The sequence below is a fragment of the Paraburkholderia sp. UCT70 genome (assembly GCF_050434085.1).
Taxonomy (GTDB): domain Bacteria; phylum Pseudomonadota; class Gammaproteobacteria; order Burkholderiales; family Burkholderiaceae; genus Paraburkholderia; species Paraburkholderia tuberum.
The window spans coordinates 2,882,232-2,898,238 of record NZ_JBNPVZ010000002.1; the positions used below are offsets into that span (position 1 = coordinate 2,882,232).

Consider the following 16,007-nt stretch of genomic DNA (forward strand, 5'->3'; position numbering starts at 1 on the left):
CGAACGAGGCCGCGGAAAATCGACAGGCCTCGCCATGATTTTGCAGCGGCGGCTTTTTGCGGCGATTTTGCCGGCGGTTTGACCACCCACTCGCCAGGCGTCGCCGCAAGGTATGCTTGCGCCAAACAGCAAGCTCGCCTTGGGGAACGCACATGCCGCTTCGTCTGCCACCCCTGCCCGCGCTTCGCTTTTTCGAAGCGGCCGGCAGGCATCAAAGTTTCAAGCTCGCCGCCGCCGAGCTGAACGTCACGCCGAGCGCGATCAGTCACGGCATCGTCGGACTCGAGGGAGCGCTCGGCGTCGAACTGTTCGTGCGCGAGCCGCGCGGCATCTCGCTAACGGCGATTGGCGCGGATTATCTGTCGTACGTCTCCGAGGCGTTTTCGCTGATCGCGATCGGCACGCAACGTCTGCCCAATCATCGCGCGGATCGGCCGATCGCGCTCAGCTGCGCGCCGACCTTCGCGTCGCGCTGGCTGCTGCCGCGCCTCGCCGGTTTTCGGGCGCGCTGGCCCCATGTCGTCGTGAGCGTGGACACGTCGCGTCGCCAGGTCGGCTTTCCGGTCGACGGCTTCGACTTTGCGATCCGCATGAGTCGCGCGCCGGTCGCCGGCACGGCATGGACGCGCCTGTTCGGCGAGCGCTTCGTGCCCGTGTGCAGCCCTGCTTATCTGGAAACGCTGCGCGACGAGCACGGTGTCCCGAGCCTGCGACGCGCGACGCTTATTCACGTGAACGCCGCAAGTGAAGACTGGCAGGCGTGGCTCGACGCGACCGGCACCGGCGGCATCGATACACGCGGCGGCTTGCACGTCGACACGATCCAGCTCGCCTTCGAGGCGGCCAGCATGGGCCTCGGCGTCGCGCTCGGCCGCAAGCCGCTGGTCGACGGCGATCTGGCGAGCGGCGCGCTGGTCGAGGCTTGCGCGGCCACCGTCGCATCGACCACCGCCTACTGGCTGGTCAGCGCGGAGAATGCGGACAGCGCGATCCGGCGGCCCGAGCTCGCCGATTTCAAACGTTGGCTCGTCGACGAGGCGGCGGCCTTCGACGCGCATGCGGACGCGGCGGCGAACGACGAAATAGCAACGCATAGGTGAGCCACTTTCACCTGTCGTCGAAATCTTTTCCTTTGCCGGCTGCGCGGCGGGCTGCGACGATGGTGGCCAAGGAGGAGCCGCCATGTCGACGACCCATAGCAAGCAACCCGCCCCCGCCCTCGCTCCGGCGACGACCGTCACCACGACGCTCGTGATCGTCGCCGGTGCGCTGATCCTGAGCGCCGCGATGGGCATCCGCCAGACCTTCGGCCTGTTCATCGGCCCGTTCTCGTTCGACCGCGGTCTGCCGGTCACACTGATCGCTTTCGCGATCGCGCTGCACAATCTCGTGTGGGGCTTCGCGCAGCCGTTCGCGGGCGCGGCCGCGGATCGCTATGGCTCGGCGCCGGTGGTCGCGTTCGGCGCTTCGACGTTCGCGGCCGGCCTCGCGCTGTCGGCGGTCGCCCCGAGCGGTGCGCTACTGGTGACCGGCATGGGATTGCTGGTCGGCATCGGCGTGAGCTGCACGACCTTCGGCGTGGTGTTGCCAGCGGTCAGCCGCGTTGCGTCGCCGGAGAAGCGCAGCGTCGCGATGGGGCTCGTCAGCGCCGGCGGCTCCGCCGGACAGGTGCTGATGGTGCCGCTCGTACAAGGCATCCGGCTGCATTCGGGCATCGCGACATCGCTATTCGTGCTCGCTTTCGCCATGCTGCTGATCGCGCCGCTCGGCATCGTGCTCGACCGGCGTGCGCCGATCCACGCAACGGCTCAGGCGCGGTTCGAGGACGCGCCCGCGGCGGCGCTGCGCGAGGTTCTGTCACAAGCGATGCGCCATCGCGGCTACCGCTTGCTGACGCTCGGCTTCTTCACCTGCGGCTTTCAGCTCGCGTTCATCGCGACGCATCTGCCCGAGTATCTGACGCTGTGTCATATGCCGATCGGGCTGGGCGCCACCGCGCTTGCGCTGATCGGCCTGTTCAACATGGCGGGCAGTTGGGCATGTGGTTGGCTCGGCGGCCGGTTCCGCCAACATCATGTGCTCGGCTGGCTTTATCTGATTCGCAGCGCGACGATCGCCGCATTCTTCGCGCTGCCGAAAAGCGCTGTGTCCGTGGTGATTTTCGCGGCGGTGATGGGCCTCACGTGGCTCGGCACCGTACCGCTGACGAGCGGGCTAGTCGCCAAGGTGTTCGGCACGCGTCACCTCGGCAGCCTGTTCGGCGTGTGCTTTCTGAGCCATCAGATCGGCTCTTTTCTCGGCGCGTGGCTCGGTGGCCTCGTGTTCGATCTGACGGGCTCGTACTCACTGCTATGGGTAGCGACGGTCGCGGCGGGATTGATCGCGGCACTGCTGCATTTCCCGATCGACGACACCGTGGTGATGACGCCCGCGCGGCGTTCATCTCGCCCCGCGCAGGCGTGATGCGAATTGCCGATAGAGATGATGAAGCGATTCCAGTCGAGGCTACTTTTTCGGTGCATCCGCCGTGGCTTTCGGCACACGCCCCATCAGATAGAACTCGTCGTTCGGACGCATCGAGATCACGTTGGCCATCCGGTTCGACAGCCCGAAAAACGCGGTGATTGCCGCGATGTCCCAGATGTCTTCATCGGTGAAGCCGTGGCCGCGCAGTGTCTGGAAGTCTTCTTCGTCGACCGTGCCCGACGCGCGGCACACCTTCAGCGCGAAATCGAGCATCGCCTTCTGGCGGTCCGTGATGTCGGCCTTGCGGTGATTGACCACGACCTGATCGGCGAGCAGCGGCGCTTTTTCGTAGATGCGCAGAATCGCGCCGTGGGCGACCACGCAGTAAAGACAATCGTTGACCGCGCTCGTCGCGACCACGATCATCTCCCGCTCGCCTTTCGTTAGACCGCCCTCTTTCAGCATCAACGCATCGTGATAAGCGAAGAACGCGCGGAATTCGTCGGGCCGATGCGCGAGCGTCAGAAACACGTTCGGCACGAAACCCGCTTTCTCCTGCACTTCGAGAATGCGGGCACTGATGTCTTCGGGCCACTCGCTCGGCTCGGGGACCGGGTAGCGGCTGATGGGCTGAAGCGTGGCCATGCGCTGTCTCCGTGATCTCGGTCGGGGTATGCCGACCATTGTAGCAACGCGATTTCGCGGTCGCCCGCGCTTCACCGGGTCCGCTCGATCACGTCCGACATTGCCGCCCGTATCGTCTAGACTTTCAGTTCGGCATGCGTGAAGCCGCCCGGCACGGCGGCGACGAAAGGAGCGACCATGTCAAACGTTACGCACGACGCGCGGGCCCCGGTGGTCAAGGTGCGGCCCGAACGGGAAATGGCGACGATGCAGCGGCTGCCCTATTTCGTCGGGATTTCGGCGAGCACCGCGGGCAGCACCGGGCTGTCGATGTACATGGTCGTGGTCCCGCCTGGCGGCCATGCGGAGCCGCACTTTCACGCCGACTACGAGACAGCGATCTATATGCTCGAAGGCAAGATCGAGACGCGCTACGGCCCGGGCTTGCGCGAGTCGGTCATCACCGAGCCGGGTGACTTCCTGTTCATTCCGCCGGGCGTGCCGCATCAGCCGTTCAATCTCGACGCGAACGCCGCGGCGCGCGCGATCGTCGCGCGCAATCACGCGGACGAGCATGAGCGCGTGGTGCCCTATGATCCGTCCGAGGATGCGTGAGGCAACGGGCCTCTTCCCGGACCGCCTCGCCTGAAACGAGGCAAATCATGCTTCTCAACCCGGTTTGATCAACTTGCCGCGCGGCGCATGCAGGCCGCGCCGCGTCGTGCGCCGCGCCCATTCGTCGGTCGCGCGCGATTTCGTCGGCGTTCTTTCACAACGCCGACTCGCCACCTGTGCTTAAATCCGTCTTTCGCGTCGACGCGCGCGCGTGCCCCCGCACGGCCGTTCGCGTCGTTTGTGGCATGTATCGGCCTCGGCGCTGACGATTCTTTTTTCTTTTATTGGCTTATCAGGAGCGCGGTTGTGTGGCATTTCCCGGTCGCTATTCCACCGTCTGCCGGCGTGTGGGCCGTCTTCATGAGCGTGCTCGTCACGCAGCTCGGCATGCCGATTCCGGCCGCGCCGATGCTGATTCTCGCTGGAACGATGGCCGCGGTGGGAGAAGCCTCGTACGTCAACATGATCTGCGCGGCGGTCGGTGCGACGCTGATCGCCGACTCGCTGTGGTTTTTCACCGGACGCGCGTACGGCCGCCGTCTGCTCAATTACCTCGTGCGCTTCTCTTTGTCGCTGGACACCACGGTACGCGTCGCGCGCAATACCTATGAGCGCTATGGCGCACCGATTCTAACCGTCGCGAAGTTCCTGCCCGGTCTCGGCCTGATTTCCGCGCCGCTGCTTGGGACGACCGCTATCGGCGTCGGCGTGTTTCTGTGGTGGGACATGGTCGGTGCCACGCTGTGGGCCAGCGTCTGGGTGATCGGCGGCGGCGCCCTGCACGACCAGATCGTGCAAATGATGCTGCTCGTGCGACACAACGGCGGCACGATCTTCGATACGTTCGCGGTGATCTTCGCGGCGGTTCTGGTGTATCGCTGGCTGCGCCGCTTGCAGTTTCGTCGCTGGCTCGCGCATACGCGCATTTCGCCCGATCAGCTCGACGCGATGATGAAGTCGAACGAACCGCCGCTGATTCTCGACGCGCGCCCGGGCACCGTCCGCGAAAAGGAATCGCACCGCATTGCCGGCGCGCGGCCGCTCGATCTCGAGTCGCCCGATCCGATTCATCCGGAATACCTGAAGCGGCCGATCGTCGTCTATTGCGTGTGTCCCAACGAAGCGACCGCGAAGCGCATCGTCAGGCAATTGCATCGGAAGAACATTCATCACGTGCGCGCGCTGAAGGGCGGTCTCGATGCGTGGGAAATGCGCGGCTATCCGGTCGAGCCACTGCCGACCGACTTCAATATGGCGATGGCACACATGCTCGAAGACAAGGGCAACGAAGGCGAATACGCGGTGCGCGCACGTCTCGCGGTGTGAATGAACAGTGGACGAAACACGCGGCATCACGCTCGATGCCGCTTTGCCAAAATCTAAAAATAAATTGACGGCATTTTTAGCTCGTATATTCTAGCTATTGGGAGATCGCGTGGGCGGCGCGGCGAATTAAGCTACTACCGTCTAGTACCGTTTCTTCTCGATCAACCCGTGTCCTGTTTCTTCAATATCCGCTGTGGAGTCGAAACAGGCCGTTCAATACCCTCAACTACGCCAGTCGAGTGTCATTGTGAGAGTCCGAGGCCCTTTGGTGAATTGGAATCGCAGTCAGGCGCGTTGTACTTGCGCTGACGGCGCCAGCGCCGACGGCAGCAACGGCAGCCTTGCGTTTCGCCGCTTTCTGTCCGTCATCACAGTCCTGTCGCGTCGTTCCGTTCGACGCCGCAACGTCCTCTCCGCGCGCGCGTTCATCGCGGTGCGCACAGACGAAGTCGCTTCGCTGCTGCCGTAGCGCCTCTCCTCTTTCATCTCTTTTCGCTGCTCGATTCGTCCGTTTGCACGCGTTTTCGCGAACTGGCTGCTTGCGTCCGCGCGGCACTGACTGATCACCGCGCATCGCGACGGATTCAATCGAACCGCTTCTAATCTGGTAAGCGCTGCGCGTAATTGCGCGGATTCGCTTTGGCGTCGACTCGCCTTGGCGTTTTCCCACCTCGCCGCGCGCGCTATTTAACGCCGTTCACGTGGTGTGCGGCGTGGGATCGACACGCCTATTCGTTATGCGAAACCAACCAATAGCAGGAATCACCGCCGATAGAACGATGCTCCGCGCTCATCCGTCGCACGTGGTCGGCGGACTGAACGACCATCGCGGGAACAAGGACGACTCGCTCGCGCATTTGCGCTCGGCGTGCAATGGCATGCGGAATGGAAACATGCTGCCGACTCGTTATCGACCGCGATATTTCGCGCCTTCGGCGACGCGTGTCGCCAGCGCATGCATACACGAAACCCTGCACACATGACCCAGGTCGCGGACCAAAACAGAGAGAACAATCATGCATGACATCGACGAATTTCTGAAAAAGCATCATGTCACCGAAATCGAAGCAATTATTCCGGACATGGCCGGCATCGCGCGCGGCAAGATCATTCCGCGCAGCAAGTTCGGATCGGGCGAATCGATGCGTCTGCCGCAGGCGGTGATGATCCAGACCGTCACCGGCGACTATCCGCAAAGCGATTCGCTGACCGGCGTCACCGATCCCGACATGGTGTGCGTACCCGACGCGAGCACGATCCGGATGATTCCGTGGGCAGTCGACCCGACCGCGCAGGTGATTCACGATTGCGTGCATTTCGACGGCACGCCGGTCGAAATCTCGCCGCGCTGCGTACTGCGGCGCGTGCTCGATCTATATAAGGCACGCGGCTGGAAACCGGTGATCGCGCCGGAGCTCGAGTTCTATCTGGTCGACATGAACCGCGATCCCGATCTGCCGTTGCAACCGCCGGTCGGACGTACGGGTCGCGCGGAAACCGGACGCCAGGCGTATTCGATCGAAGCGGTCAACGAATTCGACCCGTTGTTCGAAGACATCTACGAGTACTGCGACGTGCAGGAACTCGAAGTCGATACGCTGATACACGAAGTCGGCGCCGCGCAGATGGAAATCAACTTCATGCACGGCGATCCGCTCAAGCTCGCGGACAGTGTGTTTCTATTCAAGCGCACCGTGCGCGAAGCGGCGTTGCGTCACAAGATGTACGCGACTTTCATGGCGAAGCCGATGGAAGGTGAACCCGGCTCGGCGATGCACATGCATCAAAGCCTCGTCGATATGGAAACCGGCCGCAACCTGTTCACCGCCGCCGACGGCGAGCCGACCTCGCTGTTCACCGGCTATATCGCCGGCTTGCAGAAATACACGCCGGCGCTGATGCCGATCTTCGCGCCGTACATCAATTCGTACCGGCGTCTGTCGCGTTTCATGGCCGCGCCGATCAATGTCGCGTGGGGTTATGACAATCGCACGGTCGGCTTCCGGGTTCCGCATTCCGCGCCGGTCGCGCGCCGCATCGAGAACCGGATTCCGGGTGTCGATTGCAATCCGTATCTGGCGATTGCCGCGACCTTGGCGGCGGGCTATCTCGGCATCACGCAGCGGCTCGCCGCAACCGAACCGCTGGCGAGCGACGGCTATGCCCTGCCCTATCAATTACCGCGCAATCTCGAAGAAGGCTTGACGTTGATGAGCGCGTGCGAGCCGATTGCCGAAGTACTCGGCGAGCAGTTCGTCCGCGCGTATCTCGCGTTGAAAGAGACCGAATACGAAGCGTTTTTCCGGGTGATCAGTTCGTGGGAACGCCGGCATTTGCTGCTGCACGTTTGAGTGCTGCGGGCCAATCGGTCAATGAGAACCTTGAAAAGACGGAGGCAGTATGAGCTATAAGACTGAAGACGTGATGTATGCGGAAAAGGAAACGTCGCAGCATGGCGGCACGAAAGACGCGCCGACCTCGCAAGCCACATCGCGCAGCACCGCCGAATACCGCGCGCTCGATGCCGCGCATCACATCCATCCGTTCTCGGATATGGGCTCGCTCAATCGCGCGGGTTCTCGCGTGATCGTCAAGGCGCAAGGCGTGTACCTGTGGGACTCGGAGGGCAACAAGATCATCGACGGCATGGCGGGACTTTGGTGCGTGAACGTCGGCTACGGCCGCCAGGAACTGGCCGACGCCGCATTCCGGCAGATGCGGGAGCTGCCGTACTACAACACGTTCTTCAAGACGACGCATCCGCCCGTGATTGAACTGTCTGCCCTGCTCGCCGAACTGACGCCCGCCCCATTCAATCACTTCTTCTACTGCAACAGCGGCTCGGAAGGCAACGACACCGTGCTGCGCATCGTCCATCAATACTGGGCGACGCAACGACAGCCCGCGAGGAAGTTCGTCATCGCGCGCAAAAACGCTTATCACGGGTCGACGATCGCGGGCGGCACGCTCGGCGGCATGGCTTATATGCATGAGCAGATGCCATCGAAGGTCGAGAACATCGTACATATCGATCAGCCCTATTTCTTCGGCGAAGCGGCAAGCGATCAGACGGCGGAAGAATTCGCACTGGCTCGCGCGCGGCAGCTCGAAGCGAAGATTCTCGAACTCGGTGCGGACAATGTCGCCGCATTTATCGGTGAGCCTTTCCAGGGAGCGGGCGGCGTGATTTTTCCGGCTGAGACGTATTGGCCGGAAATCGAGCGCATTTGCCGCAAGTACGACGTGCTGCTCGTCGCGGACGAAGTGATCGGCGGCTTCGGCCGAACCGGCGAATGGTTCGCGCATCAGCACTTCGGCTTCGAGCCGGACCTGATCACGCTCGCGAAGGGACTGACGAGCGGTTACGTGCCGATGGGGGCCGTCGGTCTACATGATCGCGTCGCCCGCGCACTGATCGACAACGGTGACTTCAATCATGGCCTCACCTACTCCGGGCATCCGGTCGCGGCGGCCGTCGCGCTTGCGAATCTGAAACTGCTGCGCGACGAGAGGATCGTGGAGCGCGTCAAAGTGGATACGGGTCCGTACTTTCAGAACAAACTGCGTGAGACGTTCGCCGGTCATCCTATCGTTGGCGAGATCAGCGGCGCGGGCCTCGTGGCGGGCGTGCAACTCGCTGAGAAGCCGCTCGAGCGCAAGCGCTTCGCGAATGGCGGCGATGTCGGTACGATGTGCCGCGACTTCTGCTTCAACGGCAATCTGATCATGCGCGCGAGCGGCGACCGGATGTTGCTGTCGCCGCCGCTCGTGGTCAGCCGGCCGGAAATCGACGAAATCGTCTCGAAGGCAGAAGCGGCGATCGATGCGACCGCGCGGCAGGTGGGCATCCGATAGCACTGCGTGGTTGCGATTCAGTTTCCCTCAGCCCTCGAGTGCCCGCACAGCCTTCAAATCGCCGGTCGGCCGCAGGATCGCACCAATCATCTGCCCCCCCGTGACCGCCGCCGGAACGCGCGGCGGTCCTGCTTTACGTTGTACCGGTCGCGCGAGCGTTCCAGGTTATGGTCAGAAAGGCCACCAGCCCTTACCGCCGTTGTCTGCATCATGGTCCGGGTGCGACCCGTCATGATGCCCGTGCGTGTCGGAGTCCCGGTCGAAGTCGAAAAGATCGAACAGGTCGCCGATCGCGGGCGCATTGACCGGCACGTATGGGTTATCGCTGTGCTGGACCGGGTTCGGCAAGTTGTCACGACTACGTCCGGTAATCGGTGGCAGCCCCCAGTTGCGTTCGATGAACTTGACCAACGACGCGTGATCCGCATAGCCGTGCGAAATGCGCCCGCCAGCGGAATACTTCGACACTGCGATCATCGGGATACGCGAGCCGTCACCAAAGTAGTCGATGGGCTGCACATAGCCGGAATCGTAGTAGCCGCCGCCCTCGTCGGTGGTGATGAGGATCGCGGTAGTGGCCCATAGCTTCGGATCGCTCTTCACCGCGTCGACCAGTTTTCTCACGAATGCCTCGTAAAGCCCAAACTTCGACGATGTCGGATGCCCATCGAGCAGTCCGCCAGGCTTCACGAACGACACAGCTGGCAGATTGCCCGCCTGGATATCCGCGTACAGGTCTGGCAAGTCCGCAAGATGTGTGTTCCGGACGTGCTTGTTCGTCATGATCGACGTCTCGTACAGGAACGGATTGCAGATGTTGCAGTAGACGCTTGTCGACGGATCCTTAATGAAGCTGTTCCAGCCCTCCCCGTAGTACTTCCACGGGATCTTGCGATCAAGCAGCGTGTCCCCGACGGTGCGCACGGGTGACGGGGGGATCGTGAACGGCGACTTCGTTCTGTCGAGCACCGTGCCGTCGCCGTTATATCCCGGGTTGTAATTGTTGAGCAGGTAATAGTGCTTCGGCGCGCAGTTCGGCTTGGGATCGTAGGGCAGCGATTCAAGGTATTGGCGGATCGCGCCGACGCCGGGCTGGCCCGGGTCCGAACAGTTGCTATAGCTGCCCCCCGAGTAACCGTCCTGGGTGTACCAGTTGTTGGTGCCGGCCAACGGATCAGCGTTCTCGATCTGATCCGACGGCGGCGTTGCCGCATTGCCGCTGCCGTCGGTGTAGTAGTACGCATCAGCCGCACCGATCATGATGCTGTTCGCCCCGGTTCCGCCCATCACCGGTTGGTGATAGTTATCGCTCATCGCGTATTGCTGGGCCAGTTTCGTGAAGTACGGCATGTCGCCGTTGTTCACGTTGTAGAAGCCAAGCGCATTCGAGCCTTCGCCGGTGGTCTGATCGGTAAAAGGCGTCGGTTGCGGCTTGCCGTTGCTGCCCGCGCCGATGGTGGTTTCCACCCATGCGAACAGATCGCCGAGGCACCCGCTCGGATTCTCGCGGCTCGCATGTGCGACGGCACAATCCGCTTGCTGCCACGCCTGATAGAAGCGGTGCACCGGACCGCCCATGTACGCATCGTAGAGTGGCGGCTGCAACAGATATGGACCGCTCGGCAACGCGTTGTAGTTGGCCACCCGCGAATCCTTTACATCCTTCGGCAGTCCGGTCGCGCCGCTCAGCAACTGATCGATGTCGGACGCCTCGAGTGCCGTGCCTTCGGCCTGCACGGCCGCATCGTGAGTCGCGAAAGGTGGCGGACTTGCGTCGCTAGCCGCCGTCGGCGCACCGCCGGTATTGGGGGCCGGCAGCAGCATGTACGGGGTTTTGTTCGGCGGGGCTAACGCAAATTTTGCCGGTCCAACCAATTGCGCTTCGTATTGCTGCGCCTTGTTGAAGTTCGGGCCCGGCGAACCATCCGCATTGACGATGCCCCGCGACAGCAGATTCCACACTGATTGGCCTTGCGGTGGTTGGTAGGTGCCGAACACGTGGTCGAACGTTCGGTTTTCGCCGACAACGATGATCACATGCTTGATTGGCGTTAGGGTCTGGGCCGCATGATCGTCCCTTGCCGCAGACACCCCTGTGGGCATCGTAGCGAATGCGAGCGCGGCCGCTCCCGCAACTGCTGACATCGAAAGTCGTAGGTACAGCTTATTGCATCGTTGTGACAGGTGGAATGTCGCCATTTGCCGTCTCCTTACCGTTGGTTACAACGGTAAGACCTTAGGGTTCCTGCATGAACATGGAGAGTCGCTCGCATTACAGTTGGCTGTCGTCGGACTGCCTGAACGCATTGCGTCCACGATAGGGCGATTGATTACTGACAAGTGTCCGAAACGGCCGAATCATGGCTATGAATGGCCGGTTATCGACGTCGGCGGCATGACATTTGCGCAGTGTTCCGGAAAGGACTCGCAGGTCGGTGTGCGCGTTTCGTTCAGAGTTTTCCGCGTGCGCCGTTACCATTCGACGATGGCCTCGTATCGAGTGCCGTCCTTTATCCGTCTAACGCATCACAGGACCCACCCATGACCCACCAGATCGCTTTGCTCCCTGGACTGCTTTGCGACGACGCAGTGTGGGCCGATCAGCGCGGCGCGCTTGGCGCGATCGGCGCCTGCTTCGTGCCCGACTACGGCATGCGCGACTCGCTCGGCGCGATGGCCGAACGCGTGCTCGAGTCGGTTTCGGTAGACCGCCTGCTGGTCGCGGGTCATTCGATGGGAGGACGGGTCGCGCTCGAAGTGGTCCGGCGCGCACCGGAACGGGTCGCCGGGCTCGCGTTGCTCGACACCGGCTATATCCCGCGCGCCGCTGGCGAGGCCGGCGAAAACGAACGCGCGCAGCGACTGCGCCTGCTCGAGCTCGCGCGCACGAAAGGCATGCGGGCCATGGGCAACGAGTGGGCGCCCGGCATGGTCAACGCCGACCGCCACGATTGCGCCATCTACGAGGCGGTGCTCGACATGATCGAGCGAAGCACGCCGGACAAATTCGCGGCGCAGATCCGCGCGCTGCTCGATCGTCCCGACGCAACGGCCCTGCTTCGCGACATCGCGTGCCCGACGATGATCGTCTGCGGCCGCGATGACAAATGGAGTCCGTTGGCGCGTCACGAGGAAATGCACGCGCAGATTCGTGGCTCGAAGCTTCGCGTGATAGAACGAAGCGGTCACATGTGCACGATGGAGCGGCCCGACGATGTGACCGAAGCGCTGGTCGAATGGGCTCGGTGGGCGGCCGGGTTCGATACGGCTCGTTGATCTGTTCGACGGCCGCCTGGCCGTCAGCCGTCGTCCGACGCGAGGAAATGCCACGCCTTGTCCTTGCGCGTCTCCAACCCGTAGCGCCACGCGTAATGATCATTGCTCGCACACCGCAATAGCGGTGCGATAAAAACATTGCAAGCGTATGACAGCGGGCGCGGTTGTTTATCGACGTGTAGCACCGTATGCTTGGATACGTCGCTTTCCATTCGTCAACTTCGAGAAGGTCATTCAGTCATGAACGAATACTGCATGTTCAAGGGAAAACTACTGCGCGCGGCGCCTTTCAAAGATTCGTATATAGGCAGTCCGCACTATGTGATCACGGTGACTGGCAACGACAACACGCCATTCAACATCGTCGTCAATTCGGCGTCGACGCAACCGGGCGCAAGCGGTAACGACGACGTGTACTTCTATGCCGATCTGAACTTCGCCGATCCACTCACCGCGAAACTGCAGCCCCTGAACCTCGGCCTCTACACGAGCGGCTTTCCACGGCTCGATTACTTCCAGGACAGCAGCCTGCTCGACATTCACCGCATGCGGCCGGTCCCCTACGAGGATCGAAACGGCAACCGCGCCGACGTCAACGACATCATCGACGAAATCCTCACCATCGACGAAAGCAAGCCGTCGCAAAGTCTGCCCTACGACAACGGCAGCGGCCAGTTGCACAACCGCGATTTCTGGACACCGACCACCGCGGGCATCGTGGTCTACGGGTTCGGCTTTCTGTTTCTGCCGAAGAAGGACGGTCTTCACGAGACTCACATGAATCAGGGCAATCCGCGCGGCCCGCATTACAACGAAAACGGCGCGTTCCAGGACGGCGCGGTGATCGTGCAGCGCGCCGATGGGTTTGCCGCGATGTTTACCGCGTTTCAGACACAGTATTTGCCGACCAATGCGGCCGGCGATCCGGCGGCGAATGCAGTGGCGTTGCCGGTTTATATTCAGCAAGGTTGATAGCGTCGCTCGTGCATTGGGCAAGTGGAAACCGCCGCGATGCGCGAGAAACAGGTTCTTGCAAAGGGGAAAATCAGATCGCGCGCAAAAGTCCCTCGCGATAGGAACGCACCGCGAGAGACGTCGCGTCGATCAGCGCGCGCTCGCGGCGCCTCGACGCGGAATATGCCGCTGCACCACCGCCAGCGCGATCAGCACGATGACCATTGCGATACCGAGCATCAGCAGATAGCCAGATGCGCCACCGGCCGTGATCACCGCGGCACCGGCGAATGCGCTCAGAATCGCGCCGACGCGGCCGAACGCGAGTGCCGACGCGGTGCCCGTCGCCCGCACGCTGGTCGGATAGACGTGTGCGCACAGCGCGTACATCGTCGATTGCACCGCATTGACGAATGGCCGTGCCCGATACCGACGAGATCACCGCGATCGCCGATTGCCGCTGGGAAGACGCGAGCTACGTGGTCGCCGCGCTCGATCATCCGCTGCGGCGCAAGCCTGACCTCACGCTCGCCGACACGCTGGGCGAACGCTGGGCGATTCCGCCACGCGGCACCGGCCCGTTCGAGCACATGCAGAGCGTGTTTGCCGGGCGCGGGCTGGGACTGCCGAACGTCGTCGTCGAAACGCGCTCGGTCACGGCGCTGAAGAGCCTGGTCGCGCGTTCGGGCTTTCTGAGCTGGATGGCGTCGACGATGTACGTGACCGAAAGCAAGGCCGGCGTGTTCGATACGCTCGGCGTCCCAGGCGTGGTCGGGCGGCGCACGTTGACCGCGTTCCGGCGGCGCCAGGGGATTCTGCCGAGCCCGGCGGTCAAGCTGCTGGAGCAGTTGCGGCAGTTGACGGCGGAGGGCACGACTGCGGGTCGATCGTTTCCCGCACACGCTGCCACTTTCTCGGCGTTTACCCGATAAGTATATTTTATCGACTATTTATCAATAAAGTCTCGTGTTAGATTCCGTCGCCATGCGTCGAGGAAACGAAGCAAGGAGAGCCGGATGGGGGTTTTGATTGGCGTGCCGATCGTGGTGCTCGGCTTCGCATTGCGCTTCAACGCGCTGCTGGTGGTGACGATCGCGGGCGTCGCGACCGGGATAGCCGGCGGCTTGCAGACGGGGGAGATCGTCAGCGCGTTCGGCAAGGCATTCGCGGATAACCGCTATATGGGCCTGATCTGGCTCACGCTGCCGGTCATCGCGCTGCTCGAACGCAACGGTCGAAGCAACAGGCGCGGCATCTGATCTCGCGCTTGCATGCGGCCACCACCGGCCGCGTGCTCTCATCACGTTGGTCGGTACCCTGACGCTCAAGTACGCGCCCTTCGTCGAAACGAAGAACGTCACGCTGATTTCGCTCGTGCTCGGCGCGCTGTTCGCGGTCGTCGCGGCCTACACGTTCGCCATGGCCATCTTCACGATGATCATGGGCAACGCGTTCGCCGCGTTTCCGGTGATGACGGCCGGCATCGGCCTGCCGCTGATCGTGCATCAGTTCAACGGCAACCCCGCGATTCTCGGCGCGATCGGCATGCTGTCCGGTTTCTGCGGCACGCTGATGACGCCGATGGCGGCGAACTTCAACATCGTCCCCGCCGCGCTGCTCGAACTGAAGGACCAGAACGGCGTGATCCAGGCGCAATGGCCGACCGCTTTACTATTGCTGATCGTCAACACCATACTGTTGTACGCGTTCGTATTCCGCTTCTGAGGAGCCGCCGATGACCACCCAGCTCACCCGCGAATTCGCGTCCAGATTCGCCAATGTCGCGCTCGCCCATCTCACGCGCGAATACCCGAACAAGCTCACGCACTCGCTCGAAGGACCGCAGGACGTGCAGGGTCCGCGCGCCTTGCATCCGATCTTCTACGGCAGCTACGACTGGCATTCGTGCGTGCACGGTTACTGGCTGATCCTGCATCTGCTCGAACGCTTCCCGGATCTGCCCGAGGCCGCGCGCATCATCGCCGTGGTCGACGAGCATTTCACCGCGGCGAACGTCGCCGGCGAACTCGCGTATCTGGACCTGCCGCACAACCGCGGCTTCGAGCGTCCGTATGGCTGGGCGTGGCTGCTCGCGCTCGGCGCGCAGTTGCAGTCGATGAAAATCTCGGAAGCCGCGCGCTGTGCGAAGACGTTCGCGCCGCTCACCGAGGCGTTCGTCGAGCGCTTCGAGGAGTTCCTGCCGAAAGCAACCTATCCGCTGCGCGTCGGCACGCACTTCAACATGGCGTTCGCGCTCGCGCTGACGCTCGATTTCGCGCGGCAAACCTCGCGCGAATCGCTCGAGGCGCTGATCGTCCGCACCGCGGAGCGCTGGTATCTGGACGACGTAGCGTGTCAGGCGTGGGAGCCGGCCGGCGACGAGTTCCTGTCGCCGTCGCTGATGGAAGCGGAGTTGATGCGGCGTGTGTTGCCGTCGGCGCAGTTCGCCGACTGGTTCGGACGCTTCCTGCCGGACCTCGGCGCGAAAAAACCGGCGACGCTGTTCGAGCCCGTCACCGTGACCGATCGCAGCGACGGCAAGATCGCGCATCTGGACGGCCTCAATCTGAGCCGCGCGTGGTGCCAGCGTGCGCTCGCGCGTGCGCTGCCCGCCGGCGACGTGCGTCGCACCGTGCTGTTCGATGCGGCCGAGCGTCATCTGCACAGCGCGCTGCCGCATGTGGCCGGCCACTACATGGGCGAGCACTGGCTCGCCACGTTCGCGACGCTGGCGCTCGAAGCTTGAGCGAACCGGGAACGAACTGAACCGGCTTTGAAGAGTTGAAGCCGTGCTGGTTGGGGCGCTTCAGTACGAAGCGCCCTTTTCATTGCCCGTTCAACAGTCCCTGCCTGCGGCGGTAAAATCGCGCAAGGCGATTGCGCCGCTTTAA

Annotated in this window: 12 protein-coding genes and 5 pseudogenes; 14 read left to right on the top strand and 3 right to left on the bottom strand. The window is 62.7% G+C overall.

The genetic code is table 11. The annotated features are described in order from the left end of the window. Positions 1–152: 152 nt before the first annotated feature. A complete protein-coding gene (locus OKW41_RS15565) occupies positions 153–1,100 on the top strand; it encodes a LysR substrate-binding domain-containing protein (RefSeq protein ID WP_429573072.1) in 948 nt (315 codons plus the stop codon). A gap of 82 nt (positions 1,101–1,182) precedes the next feature. Then, on the top strand, positions 1,183–2,463 hold the full coding sequence (locus OKW41_RS15570; RefSeq protein WP_429573073.1) for an MFS transporter: 1,281 nt from the start codon (positions 1,183–1,185) through the stop codon (positions 2,461–2,463). A 42-nt stretch (positions 2,464–2,505) separates the two neighbouring features. On the opposite strand, the gene OKW41_RS15575 is transcribed toward OKW41_RS15570, so the two are convergent. Continuing rightward, positions 2,506–3,111: a peroxidase-related enzyme gene (locus OKW41_RS15575; RefSeq protein ID WP_429573074.1), complete on the bottom strand. Its 606-nt coding sequence runs from the start codon at positions 3,109–3,111 to the stop codon at positions 2,506–2,508. A 177-nt stretch (positions 3,112–3,288) separates the two neighbouring features. Here OKW41_RS15575 and OKW41_RS15580 point away from each other — a divergent pair, with 177 nt between their 5' ends. From OKW41_RS15580 to OKW41_RS15605, 6 genes and pseudogenes are all read left to right on the top strand, one after another. Further along, on the top strand, positions 3,289–3,705 hold the full coding sequence (locus OKW41_RS15580) for a cupin domain-containing protein (RefSeq protein WP_429444020.1): 417 nt from the start codon (positions 3,289–3,291) through the stop codon (positions 3,703–3,705). A gap of 306 nt (positions 3,706–4,011) precedes the next feature. Further along, positions 4,012–5,031, top strand: a complete 1,020-nt coding sequence (locus tag OKW41_RS15585; RefSeq protein ID WP_429573075.1) for a VTT domain-containing protein — start codon at positions 4,012–4,014, stop codon at positions 5,029–5,031. Positions 5,032–5,278: 247 nt separating this feature from the next. Beyond that, positions 5,279–5,500: a hypothetical protein gene (locus tag OKW41_RS15590; RefSeq protein WP_026226309.1), complete on the top strand. Its 222-nt coding sequence runs from the start codon at positions 5,279–5,281 to the stop codon at positions 5,498–5,500. 378 nt (positions 5,501–5,878) lie between these two features. Then, a pseudogene (locus OKW41_RS15595) lies at positions 5,879–6,055 on the top strand (gamma-glutamyl-gamma-aminobutyrate hydrolase family protein); the annotation flags it as partial. Next, a complete protein-coding gene (locus OKW41_RS15600; protein ID WP_429444022.1) occupies positions 6,048–7,382 on the top strand; it encodes a glutamine synthetase family protein in 1,335 nt (444 codons plus the stop codon). The pseudogene OKW41_RS15595 and the gene OKW41_RS15600, both read left to right, overlap by 8 nt. A 49-nt stretch (positions 7,383–7,431) precedes the next feature. Further along, positions 7,432–8,886 (top strand): aspartate aminotransferase family protein, encoded by a 1,455-nt coding sequence (locus OKW41_RS15605; protein ID WP_429573076.1) that lies wholly within the window; start codon positions 7,432–7,434, stop codon positions 8,884–8,886. Positions 8,887–9,057: 171 nt separating this feature from the next. Here the strand turns inward: OKW41_RS15605 and OKW41_RS15610 are convergent, their stop codons facing one another. Continuing rightward, the gene (locus OKW41_RS15610; protein WP_429573077.1) at positions 9,058–11,031 is read right to left on the bottom strand and encodes an alkaline phosphatase family protein; all 1,974 of its coding nucleotides are present in this window, start codon (positions 11,029–11,031) and stop codon (positions 9,058–9,060) included. Between the two features lie 396 nt (positions 11,032–11,427). On the opposite strand from OKW41_RS15610, the gene OKW41_RS15615 reads away from it, so the two are divergent. Both OKW41_RS15615 and OKW41_RS15620 read left to right on the top strand, forming a co-directional pair. After that, a complete protein-coding gene (locus OKW41_RS15615) occupies positions 11,428–12,162 on the top strand; it encodes an alpha/beta fold hydrolase (protein WP_429573078.1) in 735 nt (244 codons plus the stop codon). A 240-nt stretch (positions 12,163–12,402) separates the two neighbouring features. Continuing rightward, positions 12,403–13,134, top strand: a complete 732-nt coding sequence (locus OKW41_RS15620; protein ID WP_429444026.1) for a DUF2278 family protein — start codon at positions 12,403–12,405, stop codon at positions 13,132–13,134. 132 nt (positions 13,135–13,266) lie between these two features. On the opposite strand, the pseudogene OKW41_RS15625 reads toward OKW41_RS15620, so the two are convergent. Continuing rightward, positions 13,267–13,530 (bottom strand): annotated as a pseudogene (locus OKW41_RS15625) (MFS transporter); the annotation flags it as partial. Here OKW41_RS15625 and OKW41_RS15630 point away from each other — a divergent pair. From OKW41_RS15630 to OKW41_RS15645, 4 genes and pseudogenes are all read left to right on the top strand, one after another. Then, positions 13,530–14,048: pseudogene (locus tag OKW41_RS15630) on the top strand (LysR substrate-binding domain-containing protein); the annotation flags it as partial. The pseudogenes OKW41_RS15625 and OKW41_RS15630 overlap by 1 nt on opposite strands. 84 nt (positions 14,049–14,132) lie before the next feature. Next, positions 14,133–14,413: pseudogene (locus OKW41_RS15635) on the top strand (5-oxoproline transporter, DUF969 family subunit); the annotation flags it as partial. A gap of 2 nt (positions 14,414–14,415) precedes the next feature. Next, positions 14,416–14,841: pseudogene (locus OKW41_RS15640) on the top strand (5-oxoproline transporter, DUF979 family subunit); the annotation flags it as partial. A gap of 10 nt (positions 14,842–14,851) precedes the next feature. Then, the gene (locus OKW41_RS15645) at positions 14,852–15,862 is read left to right on the top strand and encodes a DUF2891 domain-containing protein (RefSeq protein WP_429573079.1); all 1,011 of its coding nucleotides are present in this window, start codon (positions 14,852–14,854) and stop codon (positions 15,860–15,862) included. Positions 15,863–16,007 lie beyond the last annotated feature (145 nt).